Annotated in this window: 19 protein-coding genes; 10 read left to right on the forward strand and 9 right to left on the reverse strand. The window is 37.1% G+C overall.

The window, feature by feature from the left end:
- Window positions 1–187: 187 nt before the first annotated feature.
- From QRN68_RS26110 to rlmD, 3 genes are read left to right on the forward strand one after another with little or no spacing between them, the layout of a single operon-like run.
- A complete protein-coding gene (locus tag QRN68_RS26110; protein WP_285400324.1) occupies window positions 188–1,087 on the forward strand; it encodes a TIGR01777 family oxidoreductase in 900 nt (299 codons plus the stop codon).
- A gap of 47 nt (window positions 1,088–1,134) precedes the next feature.
- Entirely contained in the window at window positions 1,135–1,953 is an 819-nt protein-coding gene (locus QRN68_RS26115; protein WP_285400325.1) for a polysaccharide deacetylase family protein, read from the forward strand.
- A 44-nt stretch (window positions 1,954–1,997) separates the two neighbouring features.
- Complete coding sequence (gene rlmD, locus QRN68_RS26120; protein ID WP_285400326.1) at window positions 1,998–3,377, forward strand: 23S rRNA (uracil(1939)-C(5))-methyltransferase RlmD; 1,380 nt, start codon at window positions 1,998–2,000, stop codon at window positions 3,375–3,377.
- A gap of 344 nt (window positions 3,378–3,721) precedes the next feature.
- On the opposite strand, the gene QRN68_RS26125 is transcribed toward rlmD, so the two are convergent.
- Together QRN68_RS26125 and QRN68_RS26130 are read right to left on the reverse strand one after the other, a co-directional pair.
- Window positions 3,722–4,357: a hypothetical protein gene (locus QRN68_RS26125; protein ID WP_285400327.1), complete on the reverse strand. Its 636-nt coding sequence runs from the start codon at window positions 4,355–4,357 to the stop codon at window positions 3,722–3,724.
- 535 nt (window positions 4,358–4,892) lie between these two features.
- A complete protein-coding gene (locus QRN68_RS26130; protein WP_285400330.1) occupies window positions 4,893–6,074 on the reverse strand; it encodes an MFS transporter in 1,182 nt (393 codons plus the stop codon).
- A 369-nt stretch (window positions 6,075–6,443) separates the two neighbouring features.
- Here QRN68_RS26130 and QRN68_RS26135 point away from each other — a divergent pair, with 369 nt between their 5' ends.
- Complete coding sequence (locus QRN68_RS26135) at window positions 6,444–6,629, forward strand: SE1561 family protein (RefSeq protein WP_285400331.1); 186 nt, start codon at window positions 6,444–6,446, stop codon at window positions 6,627–6,629.
- A 55-nt stretch (window positions 6,630–6,684) separates the two neighbouring features.
- On the opposite strand, the gene QRN68_RS26140 is transcribed toward QRN68_RS26135, so the two are convergent.
- Entirely contained in the window at window positions 6,685–7,476 is a 792-nt protein-coding gene (locus QRN68_RS26140) for a YwqG family protein (protein WP_285400332.1), read from the reverse strand.
- Between the two features lie 361 nt (window positions 7,477–7,837).
- Here QRN68_RS26140 and QRN68_RS26145 point away from each other — a divergent pair, with 361 nt between their 5' ends.
- Both QRN68_RS26145 and QRN68_RS26150 read left to right on the forward strand, forming a co-directional pair.
- Window positions 7,838–9,376, forward strand: a complete 1,539-nt coding sequence (locus QRN68_RS26145; RefSeq protein WP_285400334.1) for a fumarate hydratase — start codon at window positions 7,838–7,840, stop codon at window positions 9,374–9,376.
- 754 nt (window positions 9,377–10,130) lie between these two features.
- The gene (locus QRN68_RS26150) at window positions 10,131–12,035 is read left to right on the forward strand and encodes a heavy metal translocating P-type ATPase (protein WP_285400335.1); all 1,905 of its coding nucleotides are present in this window, start codon (window positions 10,131–10,133) and stop codon (window positions 12,033–12,035) included.
- A 55-nt stretch (window positions 12,036–12,090) separates the two neighbouring features.
- Here QRN68_RS26150 and QRN68_RS26155 read toward each other — a convergent pair whose 3' ends face one another.
- Window positions 12,091–13,029 (reverse strand): YihY/virulence factor BrkB family protein, encoded by a 939-nt coding sequence (locus tag QRN68_RS26155; protein ID WP_285400336.1) that lies wholly within the window; start codon window positions 13,027–13,029, stop codon window positions 12,091–12,093.
- Between the two features lie 22 nt (window positions 13,030–13,051).
- Entirely contained in the window at window positions 13,052–13,378 is a 327-nt protein-coding gene (locus QRN68_RS26160) for a YtxH domain-containing protein (RefSeq protein WP_285400337.1), read from the reverse strand.
- 175 nt (window positions 13,379–13,553) lie between these two features.
- On the opposite strand from QRN68_RS26160, the gene QRN68_RS26165 reads away from it, so the two are divergent.
- Window positions 13,554–13,775: a DUF1128 domain-containing protein gene (locus tag QRN68_RS26165; RefSeq protein ID WP_053483058.1), complete on the forward strand. Its 222-nt coding sequence runs from the start codon at window positions 13,554–13,556 to the stop codon at window positions 13,773–13,775.
- 59 nt (window positions 13,776–13,834) lie between these two features.
- On the opposite strand, the gene motB is transcribed toward QRN68_RS26165, so the two are convergent.
- A complete protein-coding gene (gene motB / locus QRN68_RS26170) occupies window positions 13,835–14,599 on the reverse strand; it encodes a flagellar motor protein MotB (RefSeq protein WP_285400339.1) in 765 nt (254 codons plus the stop codon).
- Complete coding sequence (motA, locus tag QRN68_RS26175; RefSeq protein WP_285400340.1) at window positions 14,583–15,386, reverse strand: flagellar motor stator protein MotA; 804 nt, start codon at window positions 15,384–15,386, stop codon at window positions 14,583–14,585. Before motA ends, motB begins: the two co-directional genes overlap by 17 nt.
- A gap of 572 nt (window positions 15,387–15,958) precedes the next feature.
- Here motA and QRN68_RS26180 point away from each other — a divergent pair.
- The 3 genes from QRN68_RS26180 (at window position 15,959) to QRN68_RS26190 (ending at window position 17,465) form a co-directional block, all read left to right on the forward strand.
- The gene (locus QRN68_RS26180) at window positions 15,959–16,093 is read left to right on the forward strand and encodes a hypothetical protein (protein WP_285400342.1); all 135 of its coding nucleotides are present in this window, start codon (window positions 15,959–15,961) and stop codon (window positions 16,091–16,093) included.
- Between the two features lie 179 nt (window positions 16,094–16,272).
- Window positions 16,273–16,836, forward strand: a complete 564-nt coding sequence (locus tag QRN68_RS26185; protein ID WP_285400343.1) for a beta-class carbonic anhydrase — start codon at window positions 16,273–16,275, stop codon at window positions 16,834–16,836.
- A 503-nt stretch (window positions 16,837–17,339) separates the two neighbouring features.
- Complete coding sequence (locus tag QRN68_RS26190) at window positions 17,340–17,465, forward strand: hypothetical protein (RefSeq protein WP_285400344.1); 126 nt, start codon at window positions 17,340–17,342, stop codon at window positions 17,463–17,465.
- 79 nt (window positions 17,466–17,544) lie between these two features.
- On the opposite strand, the gene QRN68_RS26195 is transcribed toward QRN68_RS26190, so the two are convergent.
- Together QRN68_RS26195 and QRN68_RS26200 are read right to left on the reverse strand one after the other, a co-directional pair.
- Window positions 17,545–18,132 carry a GNAT family N-acetyltransferase gene (locus tag QRN68_RS26195; protein WP_285400345.1) on the reverse strand — a complete coding sequence of 196 codons (588 nt, stop codon included), beginning with the start codon at window positions 18,130–18,132 and terminating at the stop codon, window positions 17,545–17,547.
- Between the two features lie 139 nt (window positions 18,133–18,271).
- Entirely contained in the window at window positions 18,272–19,096 is an 825-nt protein-coding gene (locus tag QRN68_RS26200) for a polyphosphate kinase 2 family protein (RefSeq protein ID WP_285400346.1), read from the reverse strand.
- Window positions 19,097–19,149: the final 53 nt, after the last annotated feature.

A 19,149-nucleotide genomic window follows, 5' to 3' on the forward strand; every position in this document is an offset into this window, starting at 1 on the left:
TTCTCTTCCGCGGGTATTTCACCTTTGCGCGCGGGTATTCACTTCTCTTTCGCGGGTATTTCACCTTTGCCGCGGATATTCTCCTCTTCCGCGGGTACTCTCACATTGCGCGCAGGTATTTAACATTGGTAATTAGATGATGGTAAACTTGCTCATATAGAGTAGTTTTGAAAAAGGAGGGGTTCTTATGAAAATCGTTATTGCAGGTGGGACTGGTTTTGTAGGGGAAGCTCTAACAAAGCTGTTGCAAAAAAAAGGTCATGAAATCATCATTTTAACACGGAACAAAACAGGTCGAGAAAACGATATTCAATATGTACAATGGCTACATCATAAAACACGACCTGAACAGTTGTTGGATGATGTTGATGCATTTGTTAATTTAGCAGGTATTTCTTTAAGTAATGGGCGTTGGACAAAAAAACAGAAGAAAGCTATTTATACGAGTCGCATGGATGCAACGCTTGAAATAGTACGTATTATGGAACATCTTCCCTCAAAGCCAAAAGTGCTTGTTAATGCAAGTGCAGTCGGAATCTATCCCACTTCTACAACGGCTATCTATAACGAAGATTCCACAGATTATGCAACTGATTTTTTAGGCACGACAGTTTATGACTGGGAACGTCATGCAAAACGTGCTGAAAAATTAGGGGTTCGAGTTGCCCTTGCTCGTTTTGGTGTTATTTTAGGTAGTAATAGCGGCGCACTTCCTTCAATGTTACTACCATATAAAATGTGTATCGGAGGAACAATAGGATCAGGTGAACAATGGCTTTCTTGGGTACATGTCGAGGACGTAGCACGAGCTATATATTTCGCAATTACGAATGATGACATTAAAGGACCCATTAATGTTACTGCACCTCATGCAACACGCATGAAGGATTTTGGAAAAACAATTGCAAATGTAATGGGAAAACGTCATTGGATGCCTGTACCAAGTGTTGCAATGCGTTTAGCGCTAGGTGAACAAAGTATGCTTGTATTAGAAGGTCAGCACGTGCTACCTACTGTTTTAGAAAAACATCATTTTACATTTAATTTCCCTCATTTAAAGGACGCACTTAAAAATCTAGTCGGATAATTTTTTAAATATAACGCATCCTAATGAAAAAGAAAGGATGCGTTTTTATGTGGAAACAGCATATAGTAGGAGCAACAATCGCTACTTTTATTATTGCCGCAGCAATTAGCTTTAATCCATTTACTGCTTCGAGCACTGGTGAATATAACTGGGGCTTTAAACGAGCAAAAAACGGTGAACAAGCAGAGGCTGGTGCACAGCTTGACCAGATACTTGAGCAATATGATGCGATTTATAAAGGAAAGCCTGATAAAAAAGTTGCGTATTTAACTTTTGATAACGGCTATGAGAATGGCTTTACAGAAAGTATTTTGGATACATTGAAGAAGGAAAACGCACCAGCTACCTTCTTTTTAACTGGTCATTACTTAGAAAGTGCCCCTGATTTAGTAAAACGCATGGTTAAAGATGGACATACTATCGGTAACCATTCATATGGGCACCCAAATATGGCAAGGTTAACTCCTGATGGTATGCGTACTGAATGGAAGAAACTCGACGATAAGTTACGTGAATTGACAGGTATTGAACGTACAACATATGCTCGCCCACCTGAGGGTACATTTAATGCGAAAGTATTAGAGGTAGGAAATGCTGAAGGCTATCGTCATATTTTTTGGTCTGTTGCCTTTAAGGATTGGATAAGAGATCAACGACGAGGTGCAGATTATGCGTATAATGCACTGATGGAACAGCTACACCCCGGTGCTGTTATTTTGATGCATACAGTTGCACAAGATAATGCTGAAGCGCTTCCTATGTTTATTGCTGAAGCAAAAAAACAAGGCTATACATTTTTATCCCTTGACGATTTAGTTTTAGAATATGAAGATTTCCCTGTCGCTTTGCAATCGTCTACTCCTTAGTTATAATGGGGAGATGATATTAAAAGAACAGGGACGTGGAACGCTTGACACAGCAAACGACAATGGAAATAGGACAAAAATTTCCTCTAACAATAAAAAGACTTGGTATTAATGGTGAAGGCGTTGGCTTTTATAAGCGTAATGTCGTATTCGTAAAGGGCGCTATTCCTGGTGAAGAAATTACAGCACAAGTGACTAAAACACAGCGAAACTTTGCCGAAGCAGAAATATTAAATATTCGCAAAGCTTCAAAATATCGTCAGGAAGCACCTTGCGCAGTTTACAACGAATGTGGTGGCTGTCAGCTTCAGCACATGACATATGAAAAACAGCTAATCGAAAAGCGTGATATCGTTATTCAAGCATTAGAACGCTATGCTAAGCCTTTAGCTAACACAGTGGAAGTTCGTAAAACTTTAGGAATGGATAATCCATGGAATTATCGTAACAAAAGCCAGTTTCAAGTACGTAAAGAAGGTAAGCGTGTCTATGCAGGGCTATTTACAGAAGGTAGCAACAAGTTACTAAACATCAATGATTGCCTTGTCCAACACCCAGTTACATCAAAAATTACAGTGGCAACACGTAAAATTTTGCAAAAACTGAATATTACTATTTACGATGGTCGTACGCTTGATGGCCTAGTACGTACGATTGTTGTACGTACAGGGATTCGTACTGGTGAAACGCAAGTCGTACTCGTAACGACTCGTAAAGAAATTCCACATATAGCTGAGCTCATTGCACGTATTAAAAAAATCGACCCAAGTATCGTATCAATCGCTCAAAATATTAACCGTGAGAAAACATCGCTAATTTTTGGCGATGAAACGATTGTCCTCGATGGCAAAGAAACAATTCACGAGGAGCTTGGCGAATTAGCCTTCGATTTATCAGCACGCGCCTTTTTCCAACTAAATCCAACACAAACAGTTCATCTCTATGATGAAATCAAAAAAGCCGCAGCATTAACAGGCAAAGAAACAGTTGTTGATGCTTACTGCGGTGTTGGAACAATCGGTTTATGGCTAGCTGACAAAGCGAAAGAAGTTCGTGGTATGGATGTTATTCCAGAAAGCATTCAGGATGCACGTAAAAACGCCCGAAACCATGGCTTCAAACATACAAAATACGCAGTCGGCACAGCAGAAAGTGTTTTAGCAAAATGGCGCAAGGAAGGATTTACACCAGATGTTATTACAGTAGACCCTCCACGCACAGGTCTAGCACCAGAGTTCATCCGCACTGTGTTGAAACTAAAACCGAAGCGCTTTGTTTATACATCTTGCAACCCATCAACTTTGGCAAAGGATTTAAATGAATTATCGAAGTTCTATGATGTGGAGTATATTCAGCCAGTCGATATGTTTGCTCAAACGGCACAGGTGGAATGTGTAGCGAAGCTTGTGTTGAAAAATAAATAATGATGAAAAAGGGCGTCTCCTAAAATTAAGAGACGCCCTTTGTTTTGTATTATATGTAATGCACAGCTCCAGCTGCCTGGTGGATGACGGACGGTCCAGAAAAATCAACACCTTAACCAGTTGCCCAGGATTTAAAAGATTTTTATATTTTAAGTTTTTAGCTTTAATACGAAAGAACTTTGACACGTAAACTTTGGATTTTTACCTTTAACCTTTAAGCTTTCAACTCAGTTTGTTTAAAGTATCCTTTGTATTAAGGCATGTTTGAGGTTTTAACTCGCACACATACCTTGAAGCGCGAGCGACTTTTCGTTTTCCGTTTTCGCTAGGCCATGCAAATTTAGTTAGGCTTGCACTTCAATAAATGTCGTTGCGTTTGATTCCGATAATACAGCGTCGACCTCTGATTCAAATTCTTCAATTCGATTATTTAATGCTTCAATTTTCCTTTTAACATTCATCGGATCTATTAATTCGAACTCGTTTCTTTTCATAAATGTGTCCGTATGTAATTTAACTTCCTCAGAAGATTGTTTATCTTTATTCCCTAATATATTAACTAAATACGTTTCTAGCTTCGCTGGCAACGCATCATTTTCTTTAGCAACCGTATTTATCGCTGAACGATATTGCTGTTGCATGACTTCTAACAGTTCCTTTTCATATTGAATGGACTGTTTGCGTTCAATTGCCTCAGCTACAGTCATTTCTTCTTTTCCCACTATTACTTTTGTTTTAGCATTGGACTCCACAACAAGGGATTTAATGCGATTACGATAGCTAATTAAGCTAACTACTTTATCATATGAGGCTTGCATCTGCTTTTCATATTCTTGAATCTCTACACCGTTAATTTTGCTATTACTTTTACGATTAGCTAACACTGAACTAACTTCATTCGTTGCTGCTTCGATGCGGTGATTTAGCATCTTTAATTCTGTTAATGCACGGTGAATCGATATTTTTTTATATTCAGTCATGATTTAATCTCCTCATTATACTTAGCTAGTGTTCTTCTATTATATAGAGATAAACATCCAAAGTCCAAATATTACCTGTCTACAAATATTGTTTGATTTTATGTTTGCTTGTCTGTATAATACTATTCTAGGTGCCAAACCTATGTGACTTGGACGGAACATCCTTGTCACGTCAAAGAACGCCATAACAGCACGGATTTGCTGGGCGTTTTTTGTTTTATGAGCGGGAGATGAGCCCCGCTCTTTTATTTTGCCCAAAATTATACATTGAGCAAAAGCCTCTGAGCTGAGCGATTCGTTCGCTTACCCGAGCGGTTACATCGTCTACCCGATCAGTTTTTCTGCTTACCCGAGCAATAATAGCTCCTACCCGAGCAGTTCCTCTGCTTACCCGAGCGATAATAGCTCCTACCCGAGCAGTTCTTCTACTTACCCGATCGAATACTATCTCTACCTGATCAGTTCTGCATTATACACGACCATTTGACTCTTTTATTCCGCTTCAAGCGATAATTCACACCAAAAACAATGACCTTTACATCGTCACTGGTCGCTTATTTTTATTTCGTCCAAATACTAATAAAACAATTGCTACAGCTAGCAAAAGCATCGCAACCAATAACAGAAGGCTATAATTTTTTACATATTCTAAATAAACGCCACCTAAAAATGGTCCTGTTAAGCTACCGATACTAAGAGCAATCCCGCAAAGCAGGTTTCCTGTAGGCAATAATTCCTTTGGGGTTAAATCCGCCATATAGGTAATCCCTAATGAAAACATTGAACCGACTAGTGTTCCTGTAAAGAAAAATGCGATGGCTACTGCCATTTGTGAATGCTCTAAAAAACTGGCAATGCCAAAAATAATAGATCCTCCAAACGAGCCTACCATCAAGACATTACGTCGCCCTACTTTATCCCCTATGGCTCCAAGCAGCACTTGTGTTAAAATCCCACCAAATGTAAAGACTGATAAAATAATAGGAATCATATTTACGTCGAAATCTTTACGCAAGGCATAAACTGGGAACAAAGCATTTAATGAAGATTCTAAAAACCCATAAACGAATGGTCCTAAAAATGCAATCCATCCAAATACAATGGCCATTTTATAGCGCTGCCAGCCTCTCGCATGTAAGTCTCCAGTTAAACGCTCTGGTTTTTCATTTTGTAAAAGAAATACGAAAGACCACGCGAATAAGCACATAATTGAAGATACAATAAACGGTAATACCTCTGAAATTTGTATAAGTTTGACCATTAATGGCCCAACTGCAAAGCCTGTGCTAAAGGACAAGCCATAAATCGCCATACCCTTCCCTAAGCTTTTATGATCTGAGGTACTTGTAATCCACGTCTGTGTTGCAAAGTGTAATGCATGATCTCCTACTCCAATGAGTAAGCGAAGGACAAACCAAAAAGTCACGCTTTTCCATAAAGGAAATGCAAGTAATGAAGCGAAGACAAGTGCGCCGCCAATTAAAATAATCGGTTTATAGCCCCATTTTCGTAATGGCTGCTCAATAAACGGTGAGATTAATAAAGTTCCTATGTATAGACCTGTTGCATTCAATCCATTCAACGCGGAGGATACTCCATCACGTTCGAAAATAATTGAAATCAGTGGTAAAAGCATCCCTTGCGAAAAGCCAGATATAGATACAATTAACACTAGAATGGCAAATCTTTTCTGGCTGTAATCTGAGAAGTGTGTCATTTTTTCCTCCAACATCAAGTCATTTTTCCAAATAACAGCATACCAAAAAGCCTTAGCGCTCACCACATGTGATTTTACGCTAAGGCTTAACTAACACTTATCTCCATTTAATTGTATAAACACGAATTTCGGCTTTTACATTGGCCGAGTACTTGTTTAAACTCCCTCCTTTTCGAGTTAGAGTTTTTAGGATTTTCTAAATCAGCTCCTTTACTTTTTCTTAATATTAATTTAACACACAGTATCAATATTGTAAATATTCTGTTTATTATTTCTCGAAAAATAATCTCTTAGTCCTAGGTGTTTACCTAAGCATTGAAATTTAGTCCCAAATCAGCTACTATGAAGGGGACGAAATGAGGTGTATGTATGTCAAATCCAATCACTGATAAAAAGCAGCAAGTGAATTACCTAAGAGAGCGTCTTGAAATATTTTTAGAAGTTTTAGATGCGATTGATCCTGAAACAACTGAATTAGAGGATATTGATCGTTTAATTCAAATGATGGATGATTTAGAAGACAAAATGGAGCAATTTAACGCTCGTGAACAATAACTGATAAAAGCAAGTGGAGGCTCCATATCCACTTGCTTTTTTAGTCCATTTCAGGTTAATAGCAATCCCAATTATATAGAACTTTACTAAAATCTCTGCGTTGCAACTCATCCTCTGTGATGAAAAAGTTGCCGACTCCGACATCCCCCCACAGAATATGATCTCCTATACTGTCAATCTGAAGCAACAAGACTGTTGAATCTGTATATTCACCATAAGTTCGTGGATCATCCTGAGTAAAAAATGGATATCCCCCGATTTTATGGCCTGTACTATTCAATGTCTCAAAAAATGAGTCTACCAAATTATCATCGTCTTCTATAGTAGCAAGGATCTTCGCATATGGTTTTTCACTTCTAAAGTCATTAGCTGATAATGGTTCATAGCCTGTTCTAAAGGACAATGCCATTTCTTTTTCAACTGGAAAGTAAAATTCTTCTTCTTTCGCTTCAACAAATGAGAAGTCTTGTACTAACCGTGACTCGTCACTGACAATATGTTCGTGGAAAATAACGCGGAAGCCTTCCTGATTTTGACCATTATCAAAGTCCATTCCCAGTACATCGTCATAACCATCAATATAAAACTGCAAGATTCCCTCTTTAGGGAAATTTGATAAATGCTTCGGTACATCTGCAAAATTAATTTGTGCTAGTAATTTTAATGGTTGCCCTTCAGGACTTTTCGGATACTCCATTGACAGCGGGAAATACGGATCACCTGCAAACTTACTTTCAAATAAAGATGTTTTTCGTTCTTCCGTTTCAATAAATACAGTAGGCAGTATCGTTTCCTCTATTACTGTCCTATATTGTTCAAATGCTTCAGGTAAATTAAGTAACTTCATATATTACCTCCTAAAGTAGATTTAATTCCATTATAGAACAAATGTTCCTCTTCGACAATCTTTATTTCGATGAAACTCCAATTTATGAATATGACCGGAAACCTACATTTACAAGTAGATTTGTTCAAGTTCCAAAAGTGCTCAGCTTCGCTCTAAAAGCGCTCAGCTTCACCCCAAAAACGCTCCGCTTCGACCTAAAGATAAATAGAATTTAATTAACATAATTTCACACTTAAATTACCTCTTTTTGAGAATAGACCTTTAATTCCGACTTCAATGAGTTGAACTCTTTTTTTCATTAGTTGAAAAGAGTATAATGTAACGTGGAAATAATCAAATTTTCTATGGGGGGCAATACCAAATGAATATCCAAACTTTGGAGAAAAGTCTTTATGATTTAATTACTCAAACATCTACGAATCTACCTAAAGACGTACGTCGTGCAATTAAGAAAGCTAAAGAAGCTGAAAATGCTGGTACTCGTGCTGCTATGAGCTTAGACACAATCTCAACTAATATTATTATGGCAGAAGATAATGTATCACCTATCTGTCAAGATACTGGTCTACCAACATTCAAAATTTATACTCCTGTTGGTGTAAACCAATTAGAAATTAAAGAAGCTATTAAAAAAGCTATTAACGATACATCTGCTGATGCAAAATTACGTCCAAACGCTGTTGATTCCTTAACTGGCGCAAACAGTGGAAACAACATTGGTGAAGGTCTACCTGTTATGAAATTCGAACAATGGGAAAAAGACTACATCACAATTAAGTTAATCCTTAAAGGTGGCGGCTGTGAAAACAAAAACATTCAATACAGCCTACCATGTGAGCTTGAAGGTCTTGGTCGCGCTGGTCGTGATTTAGATGGTATCCGTAAATGTATCATTCACTCAGTATACCAAGCACAAGGACAAGGCTGTTCAGCTGGTTTCATCGGTGTAGGTATCGGTGGTGACCGCTCTTCTGGTTACGACTTAGCGAAAGAACAATTATTCCGTCATGTGGAAGATACAAATCCAAATCCTGATCTTGCTAAATTAGAAGAATATGTAGTGAAAACTGCAAACACATTTGGTATCGGTACAATGGGCTTCGGTGGTGAAGCAACATTACTTGGTTGTAAAATTGGCGTTATGCACCGTATCCCAGCTTCATTCTACGTATCAGTAGCTTATAACTGTTGGGCATACCGTCGTATGGCTGTGGACATGGATCCTCAAACTGGCGAAATTATTAATTGGCATTACCAAGAAGGCGAAAAAATTACATTTAAAGAAGATGAAGTTGCAGCAACAACAGAAGACACTACTACAAATGTAGTGGAACTTACTGCACCAATTACTGAAGAACAAATTCGTGCTCTAAAAGTTGGGGACGTTGTATCAATTACTGGTCGTATGTATACTGGCCGTGACGCAATTCACCATCACTTAATGAGTCACGATGCTCCAGTTGATCTTAATGGACAAGTTATTTATCACTGTGGCCCTGTAATGGCAAAAGATGAAGAAGGCAACTGGACAGTAAAAGCTGCTGGTCCAACTACTTCAATTCGTGAGGAGCCATACCAAGGTGACATCATGAAAAAATTCGGTATCCGCGCTGTAATCGGTAAAGGCGGTATGGGACCAAAAACACTTGCTGCATTAGAAGAACATGGTGGCGTTTACTTAAATGCAATCGGTGGTGCTGCACAATACTACGCAGACTGCATTAAAGGTGTAGATGGTGTTGATCTAATGGAATTTGGTGTTCCAGAAGCTATGTGGCACTTAAACGTTGAGAAGTTCACAGCTGTTGTAACAATGGACTCTCACGGTAACTCTCTACACGCAGACGTAGACAAATCTTCACTAGAAAAACTTGCACTACACGCAGAAAGAGTATTCTAATAAAGATAAAATATCTTTTATAAAGAGTTACTCTGAATACTAGCGGTCGTTTTATAAGCTGTGGCGTAAGCGAAGCGGCAGCCACACCGCAGAAAGAGTATTCTATTATAGATAAAATATCTTTTATAAAGAGTTACTCTGAATACTAGCAGTCGTTTTATAAGCTGTGGCGTACGCGAAGCGGTAGCCACACTACAAAAATGAGTTTATAATTAAATAATTTTTGCAGTAATCCCTAAAGTAGGGTAATTCACTGCACAAATTCGAAAGGCACAGAATATTCCTAATGAATAATCTGTGCTTTTCTTATGTTCGAAATTATGATCAATTATGCCTCAGCATAATTGCGTCCAGAACCGGCTGAAAAGCAGCTTAAATCCGCATTCATCTCACCACCTAGGTGGGAGACTTCTGAAACTGCCGTTGCACTTTCGCTACAGAAAACATTTATAGCTGACGCGTTGCTTTCGCTACAGAAAACATTTGTTGCTGACGCTTTGCTTTCGCTACAGAAAACATTGCTGAGAGAAGTTAAAAAAATTTCATAATTACCTTAATCTCAATCTAGGACTGCTTTTATCCCCCTCTATAAAAATCCCCTTCAAATTTTTTACTTTCTTTTTCCAAATACCTTTGTTATAATAATTCTAAATTAAGAAAGAGTTAATTGAAAGCTATTTTCAATTAATCAATGTTGAAAAATACCGTATAACGAGGGTTTTGATATTGATTTTCATTATCAGGGGGGTTAATGATGGAACATACTAATCGAGAAAATTATAATTTAATTGAGAAAATGAAGGAACATGCAGAATTAATTGCTGCCCTTTTATCAGGTTTGTTCATTTTTCTTGCATGGCGTTTAGATACTAACGAGCAAACAACAGCTTCTGTTCTTTTATATATTGTTGCATTTTGCGTTGGTGGATTTGCTAAAGCAAAAGAAGGCATTGAAGAAACTATTGAAAATAAGGAACTTAATGTTGAACTACTGATGGTATTAGCTGCAATCGGTTCAGCAGCCATAGGTTATTGGACAGAAGGTGCTATTCTAATTTTTATCTTTGCAGTTAGTGGCGCGCTTGAAACATACGCAATGAATAAAAGCCATCGTGAAATTTCCGCACTCATGAACTTACAACCTGAAGAGGCTTGGCTTGTTCGTGGTGACTTTGAACCAATGAAAGTTTCTGTCTCTACGTTACAAATCGGAGATCATCTGCTCATAAAACCTGGTGAAAGAGTACCGGCAGACGGAGTAATATTTAAAGGGCAATCTTCTATTGACGAATCGGCCATTAGCGGTGAGCCATTGCCAGTTGCAAAACGCGAAGGCGATGAAGTATTCGCTGGTACTGTTAACTTAAATGGTGCCATTACAATGGAAATGACAAAACCAAATTCCGAAACACTATTCCAAAAAATTATTACACTTGTTCAAAATGCACAAAGTGAAAAATCACCTTCTCAACAGTTCATAGAAAAATTCGAAGGTACTTATGTAAAACTTGTGCTACTTACTGTCGCTCTAATGATGTTTCTACCTCATTTTGTACTCGGTTGGGACTGGACAACAACTTTCTATCGAGCAATGGTACTCCTAGTAGTTGCTTCTCCATGCGCACTCGTTGCATCCATTATGCCAGCGACACTTGCAGCAATTTCAAATGGTGCAAAACATGGTGTGCTATTTAAAGGCGGCTTGCATTTAGAGCATTTAGGTGCATTACGTGCACTTGCAGTAGATAAAACAGGTACTTTAACACAAGGTAAACCAGTTGTGACTGATTTTATTGTTCGTGAAGGAATAGAGCAAGAAATGGCGTTAGCTACCCTAGCTGGTATTGAATCACAATCGAATCATCCACTTGCACAAGCAATTACTTCATATGCTAAGGCTGAAGGTCTTACAAAGTTCCCTCAGGCGTCTATTGAAGATATCCCAGGTTGGGGCATCAAAGGTTATGTAGATAATATAGAATATCAAGTTGGCAAACCTGATTTTGTAGGTGTAGAGGAAGCTGATAATTTCACAGATGGCGTAGCGACAAAACTCGCTGCAGAAGGCAAAACAGTTATTTTCATTCGTGACAAGGACGGCATTGTCGCATTAGCAGCCTTAAAGGATACCGTTCGCGATGAAGCAAAAAAAGCAGTATCTTTACTAAAAGAGCTGGGCATTAATGTTGTCATGCTTACAGGTGACAACGAGAAGACAGCAAAGGCAATTGCCAAAGAAGCAGGCGTGACGGAATATGTCGCTGAATGTCTTCCTGAAACAAAGGTGACTGAGATGAAACGACTTCTTTCTCAATATAAATATGTAGGAATGGTCGGTGACGGTATTAATGATGCACCTGCATTAGCAACCGCAACTACTGGTATTGCTATGGGAGAAGGAACAGATGTGGCATTAGAAACAGCAGACGTTGTTTTAATGAAGAATGACTTATCAAAAATTGCCTATGCAGTACGTTTATCACGTAAAATGCAACGTATCGTCAAGCAAAACATCGTCTTCTCTATCGGCATTATTGTTTTATTAATTACCTCAAACTTTTTACAAGTCGTTGATTTACCTCTAGGTGTAATCGGACATGAAGGAAGCACCATTTTAGTTATTTTAAACGGCCTTCGAATGCTAAATAAAAACATCTAAAACAAACAGCCTCGCATCACAAAACGTGATAACGAGGCTGTTCTTTTCGATATTGCTAACTATTCGGTAATGTCTCCTGTTTAATAAGTTCCTTTTGCAATGCTTTTTTTTGCATTGTCGCATTTAAAATGCCACCAAAAATTAAAATAATCCCCGTGAAATAAAGCCAAAGCATTAAAATTATAACTCCACCGATACTGCCATATGTAGCGGAATAATTTGCGAAATTACTAATATAAAAAGAGAAAACATATGTTGCCGCCAGCCAGGCAAGAGTTGAAAACAATGCACCTGGCCAAACTCCCATTAACTTCAAACGAGGTTTTGTATTCGGAACAAACCAATAAATTCCCATTAAAACTATAAAGATAAGTAGTGGTGGCATCGACCAGCGTAAGCTTTCCCAGATTATTTCAAACTGTTCTTCAATACCAACAATCGAAAATAAGAAATGCCCAATTTGCTGCCCAAAAACCGGTAAAATTAGAGCGACAGCAATAACAATAACAAATGCTATGGTGAAAACAAGGGACAACCCTCGATCCAACATACCACCCCTAGTCTCTGTATCGTAGGCCTTATTTAAGGCTCTAATCAACGCATTAATTCCTTTAGAAGCAGACCAAATTGTTCCAAGCACCCCGATGGATAATAAACTACTATTACGGATTGTTAATATTTCATTTAATGTATTTTCAATAAGCCTATATACCTCATCTGGCATAATATTCACTAGAAACGAATACACTTGCGTCGTCTCTATGTTCAAATACGGTAATAATGTGACTAGGAAAATTAGTAGTGGAAAAAAAGATAGTAAAAAGAAATAAGCTAACTGTGCCGCAAGAGCAGATACTTCCACTCGCTGTAAGCGTAGTATTAAGTCTTGCATAAAGCCCTTTGATGTCATCACATCTACAACTTCTTCGTCAGGTAAGACAAATGATTTCACTACACTGACTTTCGTAAGTGTTGATGCTTTTTTCTTCCCCATACAAATTCCCCCTGTACGACAACTATTCTTTATCAGGTAAAGAAAAGGCTGATTTTGTGTCATTAATCATGCCTTCGATTGTAGAAGGTAATTCTTTAAATTCCTCAACTTTTTCAGCGACTGTGTTTACGTTTTCTGACACACTTTCACACAACACTTTAGCAGCCAATACTTTTTCCTCAACTAGTACTTGTAATTCCTCTCGATTGGCTACATAGTACGAGATTCCCTCTTTCATTTTTTTCGTTGTAGCGATCGTTTTTTCACGCGTTGTACGGTCTAACATGCTTAATGCAGCACCAACTGTAGCACCAACTACGATAGATGCTAATAATTTACTTCGTCCCATATTAAATACCTCCTGCCTGGTAAATGTATATTTCTTTAGAATAACTAAACTACTTACTGCCCTTATTCTACCCAATAACCGTATATTTTTAAAGCAATGCCCAAATACAGTGTTGACATTTTTTTTATTCAATGAAATGATATTTTCGAGGATTACGAAAGGTAGGTTTAAATAAATGGATTTATCAGTACCGTCAAAAGAAAACGTTATTTATATGGTTGATCAAATGAAAGATAAGCTTCGCATGGTTAATGTCGATGCAATGAAATCGGAAAATTTTGATGAAGCAAATTATGAAGACCTAGTCTATTTATACGAAATGGTCATGAAGCGTAACACTTTTAGTCCAAGTGAAATGCAAGCTATTGTTGCTGAATTAGGTGCTTTACGCAAATAATTAATTATTTGAGAATAAAGATAAAAAGCTATTAGCAAACCTTGCTAATAGCTTTTTTTCTATTTTGTACTTTTTGCCGTAGAGCCATCCTCTTCTACAAGCGGTAGAATTAATACTTCCACACGACGGTTTTTAGCACGCCCTTCTGCAGTATCATTTGGTGCAATGGCACTGTACTCTCCATAACCTTTAAAACTAAAGTTCCTAGGATCTAACTTCGAATTACTCATCAATAAAGTATTTAGGAAATTTATTGCTCGCATTCCTGATAGCTCAAAGTTAGAAGAGAAGTTAGGCCCAGCTGGAACGTTGTCAGTATGACCAGTAATTACTATATTACGTGCTGGATCTGATTCTAATACATCCGCAAGCTCCTTCGCAACAGGAACATATTCTGGTTTAATCGTTGCTTTCCCTGGATCAAACAGAATACTATCACGAATCGTTACAAGTAAACCTTCATCAGTCATTTCTGTTGCGAATTGACCTTCCATCTCATTAACAGCGATGAAATTATCAACACTATCTTTAATTTCAGCTAACTCCTGCTGATCCTTTAAATATGCAGAATTTTGTTGTGGTTTTTCGTCACTTTCTGCATTCGGACTTTTTACTGGTGCAGGTTGCTCTAAAAAGCTTGTACCACCTTCAAATACTTGATTAAACACAGCTGACATTCGATCTAGCTTCTCTTGGTCTACCGAGCTAGACGCAAACAGTACAATAAATAATGCTAATAACAGTGTTAAAATATCAGCGTACGGCACTAACCAAGACTCATCAATATGTTCTTCATGCTTTTTTTTCCTAGCTTTCTTTGCCAAGGCCGCCCGCCCCGCTTTCATCCGAAATTTGACGACGTTCTTCCATTGTTAAATAAGAAGATAATTTTTGTTCGATTACACGTGGTGCCTCCCCCTCTAATACCGAAAGGATACCCTCAATCATCATGCGTTTTTGTTTTACTTCTATAGCAGATTTACGTTTTAATTTATTGGCAAACGGATGCCATAATACGTAACCTGTAAAAATACCTAATAATGTAGCCATGAAGGCAGCTGAAATGGCATGCCCTAATTTGTCTATATCATTCATATCTCCTAATGCGGCAATTAACCCTACTACCGCACCAAGTACCCCTAAAGTCGGAGCATATGTACCAGCTTGCGTGAAGATTGCCGCACCACTTGAATGGCGTTCTTCCATTGCTTCTACTTCTTCTGTTAAGACATCACGAATATAATCCGCATTCTGACCATCAATTGCTAATGTAAGTCCATTTTTCAAAAACGGGTCTTCTACCTCTGAAGCTTTACTCTCAAGTGCTAAGAGACCCTCACGACGAGCCAAATCTGCCCATTGTGAAAACATCTTAATAATCTCAATATCATCTGCTAATTTTGTTTCTTTGAAAACAATTTTAAATAGCTTTGGTACTCGCTTTAACTCCTTCATCGGGAAGGCAATTGTTACTGCGGAAATAGTACCGAAGATGATAATTAGAATGGCCGCTGGGTTATAAAACGCACTTAAGCTTACACCCTTTAGCACCATCCCTGTTAATAACGCGATAAACGCTAAAATTAATCCTACTACCGATGACAAATCCATTCTCTAACCTCCAAATCTATAATAACAATGTTATTTTCGGCTATTTTTCCATTTTTTAAATACATAATATAGTATAAATGTATTTCAGAATTTTTTCGATGTAATAATTACTTTTTATTCACTTTTCGACCATTTTTGATTATATTGAATTAAGAATAATACACTAAATTGTCTTTAGTTGAAAAAAATTAAGAATTTGTTATTATAATTCGACATAAAATTACTAAAACACCTGAACTAGCTAACGAAAACAGGAGTATATATCCAAAAAAACCATCACTTCTACATAAGTATTTAGAACGATAACTCAAAACCAATCCAGATAATTACTAAAATCTCATACAAAAATGGTGCAAAACAGGCTTTTGTCGATTTTTCTGATGATGCCCTTGTTCCCTCTTGTTAGAAAAAATGCACCAAAAGACTCATTCGATTTCTTCCTACCATGGAAAGTTCAAGTACACGAATGGTTTCGTGAATGTCATAAATTATCCTTACATTTTCCTAGTAACCTATTGTATAATTACTATAGATATTATTGTAGATTATTATAGTAGAGAGGAGCTTTTATTATGTTCATTACGACTGTACTAGGCTTTTCAGCCGTTTTACTAATTTCTCTAGGATTCTTCATCCACTACCTACAAGTTGGTTTAGATTCTAAATCTTCAGTAACTGTAGATCCAATGCCAAAAGAAAAATATTAATTTCATTAAAAAACAGCTACTAGAAAACGTAGCTGTTTTTTATTCTCTTCCCAACTATTTCGCCTAAATAAATTACTTAATTTCTTTTTTTTCGTAAAAATTGCGTGAAAATTGTCATTATTATTTGCAGAATTAAAGTTTTGCTCTAAAATATTTAGTAGGGAAGGGAGTAATCTTTCATGTCAATGTTAAAAGATATTCTAAAGTTTAACGAAGATTTCGTTCAAGAAAAAAAATATGAGCCTTTTATTACAACAAAGTATCCTGATAAACGCATCGTTGTGTTATCTTGTATGGATACTCGTCTTGTAGAGCTTTTACCTAAGGCTATGAATTTACGTAACGGCGACGTAAAAATTGTTAAAAGTGCTGGCGCATTAGTTAGTCACCCTTTTGGTGCAATAATGCGTAGTTTACTTGTAGCTGTTTATGAACTACAAGCAGATGAGGTGTATGTAGTTGGACATTACGACTGTGGTATGAGTGCAGTTGACCCAGAAGCAATGCTAAGTAAAATGGTTGCTAGAGGAATTAACCCTGAAACCATCAAAATGATGGAGTATTCAGGTCTTGATTTAAAAGAGTTTTTACGCGGCTTCGGTGACGTAGCAACAAGTGTAAAGAAAAGTGTCGATACAATTCGAAATCACCCGTTAATGATTAATGACATACCTGTTCATGGCTTAGTTATTGACCCAAATACAGGTCGCCTTGATTTAATCGACGACGGTAACAAACAATAATTTAAAAAAAGTGGCTGGGACAAAACTGGCCAAAACCTTAAAAAGCGCGAGAAATCAATTTAGAAACGTTGATTTCTCGCGCTTTTTTGATGTAAAAAATCATGCGTGTTGATTAGGATAAAATAGGTTTATTATTGAGCGATGAAAGGTTTTTTCTTATTGCTATTTAGTGTCGAGCCCCAAAACAGAATCGCTAAAGCTACTTTCGTTCGTTTTATAGGAATACTTTGAAGATTTATCGAAACAAAATCTCTCTTTATCGAAACTATTTGAGCTTTTATCGAAACAAAATCTCATTTTATCGAAACTTTTTGGGCTTTTATCGAAAAACAAGCTCTTTTTATCAAAGAAATCAACCACACGTTATGGTGAAGAGCTTGTAGCCCGTAGCGGAAATCAGAGTCTTCTAATTTAATTATTGTGGATAAAAATGGTTAATCACCACACCTGGTAAAAAATATGCTTATGTCATAAGCGACGTAAATGATCAGTGCGCTTGTTTCATGAAGGTAGATGTCGATATTTTTCGAAAGTTGGGTGATAAATCGATAAAGTTAGTCGATAAATCGAAAAAGTTAGTCGATAAACAATCAAAAGTTCTCGATAATCTCAAAACTGTAGCTCATTAAAGTAGTCAAACAGAGAAAAAAGAGAAATCGAACAGCATCGATTTCTCTTTTTTCTTTAATATCAGCTAGTTATTCTTTTTTATTGGTCCTCTAAACGTGCATACATATAATGATCCACCCATTGACCATTAATGTACAGAAGCTTTCTTAAAAGTCCTTCACGCTGAAATCCAGCCTTTTCTAAGACACGAATAGAAGCATTATTTTGTGTTGAAACATATGCCTCTACACGATGTAATCCTACTTTTTCGAATGCAAATTGCACGACCAAGTTAACTGCTTCTGTCACAATTCCTTTCCCTACGTAAATTTCATCCATTGCATAACCAACAAATGCACTGGAGTACGGTAAACGTTTGATGGCATAAAGTGCGATATGTCCTATTAAATTATTTGTCCCTGGCTCAAAAATACCGAAAGTAAATTCCCGCTTTGAGTCCATTAAGTATAAGCTTTCTTGAATTTTTTTATATTGAGCATCAATTGTATAGTAATCAGGTCGTTGTAATGGCTCGTATGTAGACCAAAAGTATTTATTACGGCTTACGAGACCAGTTAAACTTTGTGCATCTTTTTCTTGAAATGTGCGAATGTAGCATTTATTTCCTTGGACTGATACCACATTTTCACCCTTTTTCCTCAATAATCTCCAAATTTTAAGCACCATTTCTCCACACTAACCTTCCGATAATTGTCAATACATTTTAACGCTTGAGATGTGAGACCCCATTTTACTTTTATTGTATGTAAAAAAAGATGCTGCTACAACTAAAATATCTCTTCTTGTTGTTACAGCATCCATTTCATTATTTAACTTTTTGTTTTTTAGGTTTCTCTTCTAACAATTCAAGGCTAGAAGATTCCGCATCTTCTAAATGTGCTTTGTCTAATACATTTGTTAAATGAAGGCCACGTTTTTGTGCCTCACGTTCGATATGTGCAATTGTTTCTTGTAATACTTGTACACGCGCATATTTTTTATCGTCACCCGGTACTAGGATCCATGGAGCATTTTTCTTATCTGTCTTCTCAAACATTTCATTTGCAGCATCTATGTACTGAGGTGATTTTTCACGATTACGCCAGTCTTCATCTGTTAGCTTCCAAGACTTATATGGATCCTCCTCACGTTCTTTAAAACGTTTAAGCTGCTCCTCATCAGATACATGAAGCCAAAACTTAATGACAATATAATCCCCTGCTGTTAAAATCTTTTCAAAATTATTAATTTCTTCGTATGCACGAGACCACTCTTCTTTTGTTGCAAATCCTTCAATACGCTCAACTAATACACGGCCATACCAAGAGCGATCGAAAATAGCAATTTGCCCATGCTGTGGCAGTTTTCTCCAAAATCGTTGTAAATAATTGTAACGCAGCTCATGGGGCTGAGGTGCTGAAATTGGATGTACGACATAGCCACGTGGATCAACACGCTCAATTAGACGTTTAATAGCTCCACCCTTTCCAGCAGCATCCATACCTTCAAATACTAGAATTAGCCCAATTCTATTGTTTAATAAAAACTGTTGAGCATTTAACATTTCATATTGGAGTACTTTTAATTTCTTTTTATACATTTTCTTATCTAGTTCAACTGATAAATCTAGATTATTTAAATTTTGAGTCATTAAAACTTCACTCCTTACATTTGGATATCCTTATTGTACTAAAGAAACATATG

It is taken from the genome of Lysinibacillus sp. fls2-241-R2A-57 (assembly GCF_030209535.1).
Classification (GTDB): domain Bacteria; phylum Bacillota; class Bacilli; order Bacillales_A; family Planococcaceae; genus Lysinibacillus.

Bases quoted from the DNA above. Each gene is read 5' to 3' on its own strand.
- QRN68_RS26190 (WP_285400344.1), top strand. From the start codon at position 17,340: ATGAAGGTAGATGTCGATATTTTTCGAAAGTTGGGTGATAAATCGATA.
- QRN68_RS26130 (WP_285400330.1), bottom strand. From the start codon at position 6,074: ATGACACACTTCTCAGATTACAGCCAGAAAAGATTTGCCATTCTAGTG.
- QRN68_RS26125 (WP_285400327.1), bottom strand. From the start codon at position 4,357: ATGACTGAATATAAAAAAATATCGATTCACCGTGCATTAACAGAATTA.
- QRN68_RS26195 (WP_285400345.1), bottom strand. From the start codon at position 18,132: ATGGTGCTTAAAATTTGGAGATTATTGAGGAAAAAGGGTGAAAATGTG.
- QRN68_RS26200 (WP_285400346.1), bottom strand. From the start codon at position 19,096: ATGACTCAAAATTTAAATAATCTAGATTTATCAGTTGAACTAGATAAG.
- QRN68_RS26160 (WP_285400337.1), bottom strand. From the start codon at position 13,378: ATGGGACGAAGTAAATTATTAGCATCTATCGTAGTTGGTGCTACAGTT.
- QRN68_RS26180 (WP_285400342.1), top strand. From the start codon at position 15,959: ATGTTCATTACGACTGTACTAGGCTTTTCAGCCGTTTTACTAATTTCT.
- QRN68_RS26135 (WP_285400331.1), top strand. From the start codon at position 6,444: ATGTCAAATCCAATCACTGATAAAAAGCAGCAAGTGAATTACCTAAGA.
- QRN68_RS26185 (WP_285400343.1), top strand. From the start codon at position 16,273: ATGTCAATGTTAAAAGATATTCTAAAGTTTAACGAAGATTTCGTTCAA.
- QRN68_RS26145 (WP_285400334.1), top strand. From the start codon at position 7,838: ATGAATATCCAAACTTTGGAGAAAAGTCTTTATGATTTAATTACTCAA.
- QRN68_RS26140 (WP_285400332.1), bottom strand. From the start codon at position 7,476: ATGAAGTTACTTAATTTACCTGAAGCATTTGAACAATATAGGACAGTA.
- QRN68_RS26165 (WP_053483058.1), top strand. From the start codon at position 13,554: ATGGATTTATCAGTACCGTCAAAAGAAAACGTTATTTATATGGTTGAT.
- motA (WP_285400340.1), bottom strand. From the start codon at position 15,386: ATGGATTTGTCATCGGTAGTAGGATTAATTTTAGCGTTTATCGCGTTA.
- QRN68_RS26155 (WP_285400336.1), bottom strand. From the start codon at position 13,029: ATGGGGAAGAAAAAAGCATCAACACTTACGAAAGTCAGTGTAGTGAAA.
- QRN68_RS26150 (WP_285400335.1), top strand. From the start codon at position 10,131: ATGGAACATACTAATCGAGAAAATTATAATTTAATTGAGAAAATGAAG.
- QRN68_RS26110 (WP_285400324.1), top strand. From the start codon at position 188: ATGAAAATCGTTATTGCAGGTGGGACTGGTTTTGTAGGGGAAGCTCTA.
- QRN68_RS26115 (WP_285400325.1), top strand. From the start codon at position 1,135: ATGTGGAAACAGCATATAGTAGGAGCAACAATCGCTACTTTTATTATT.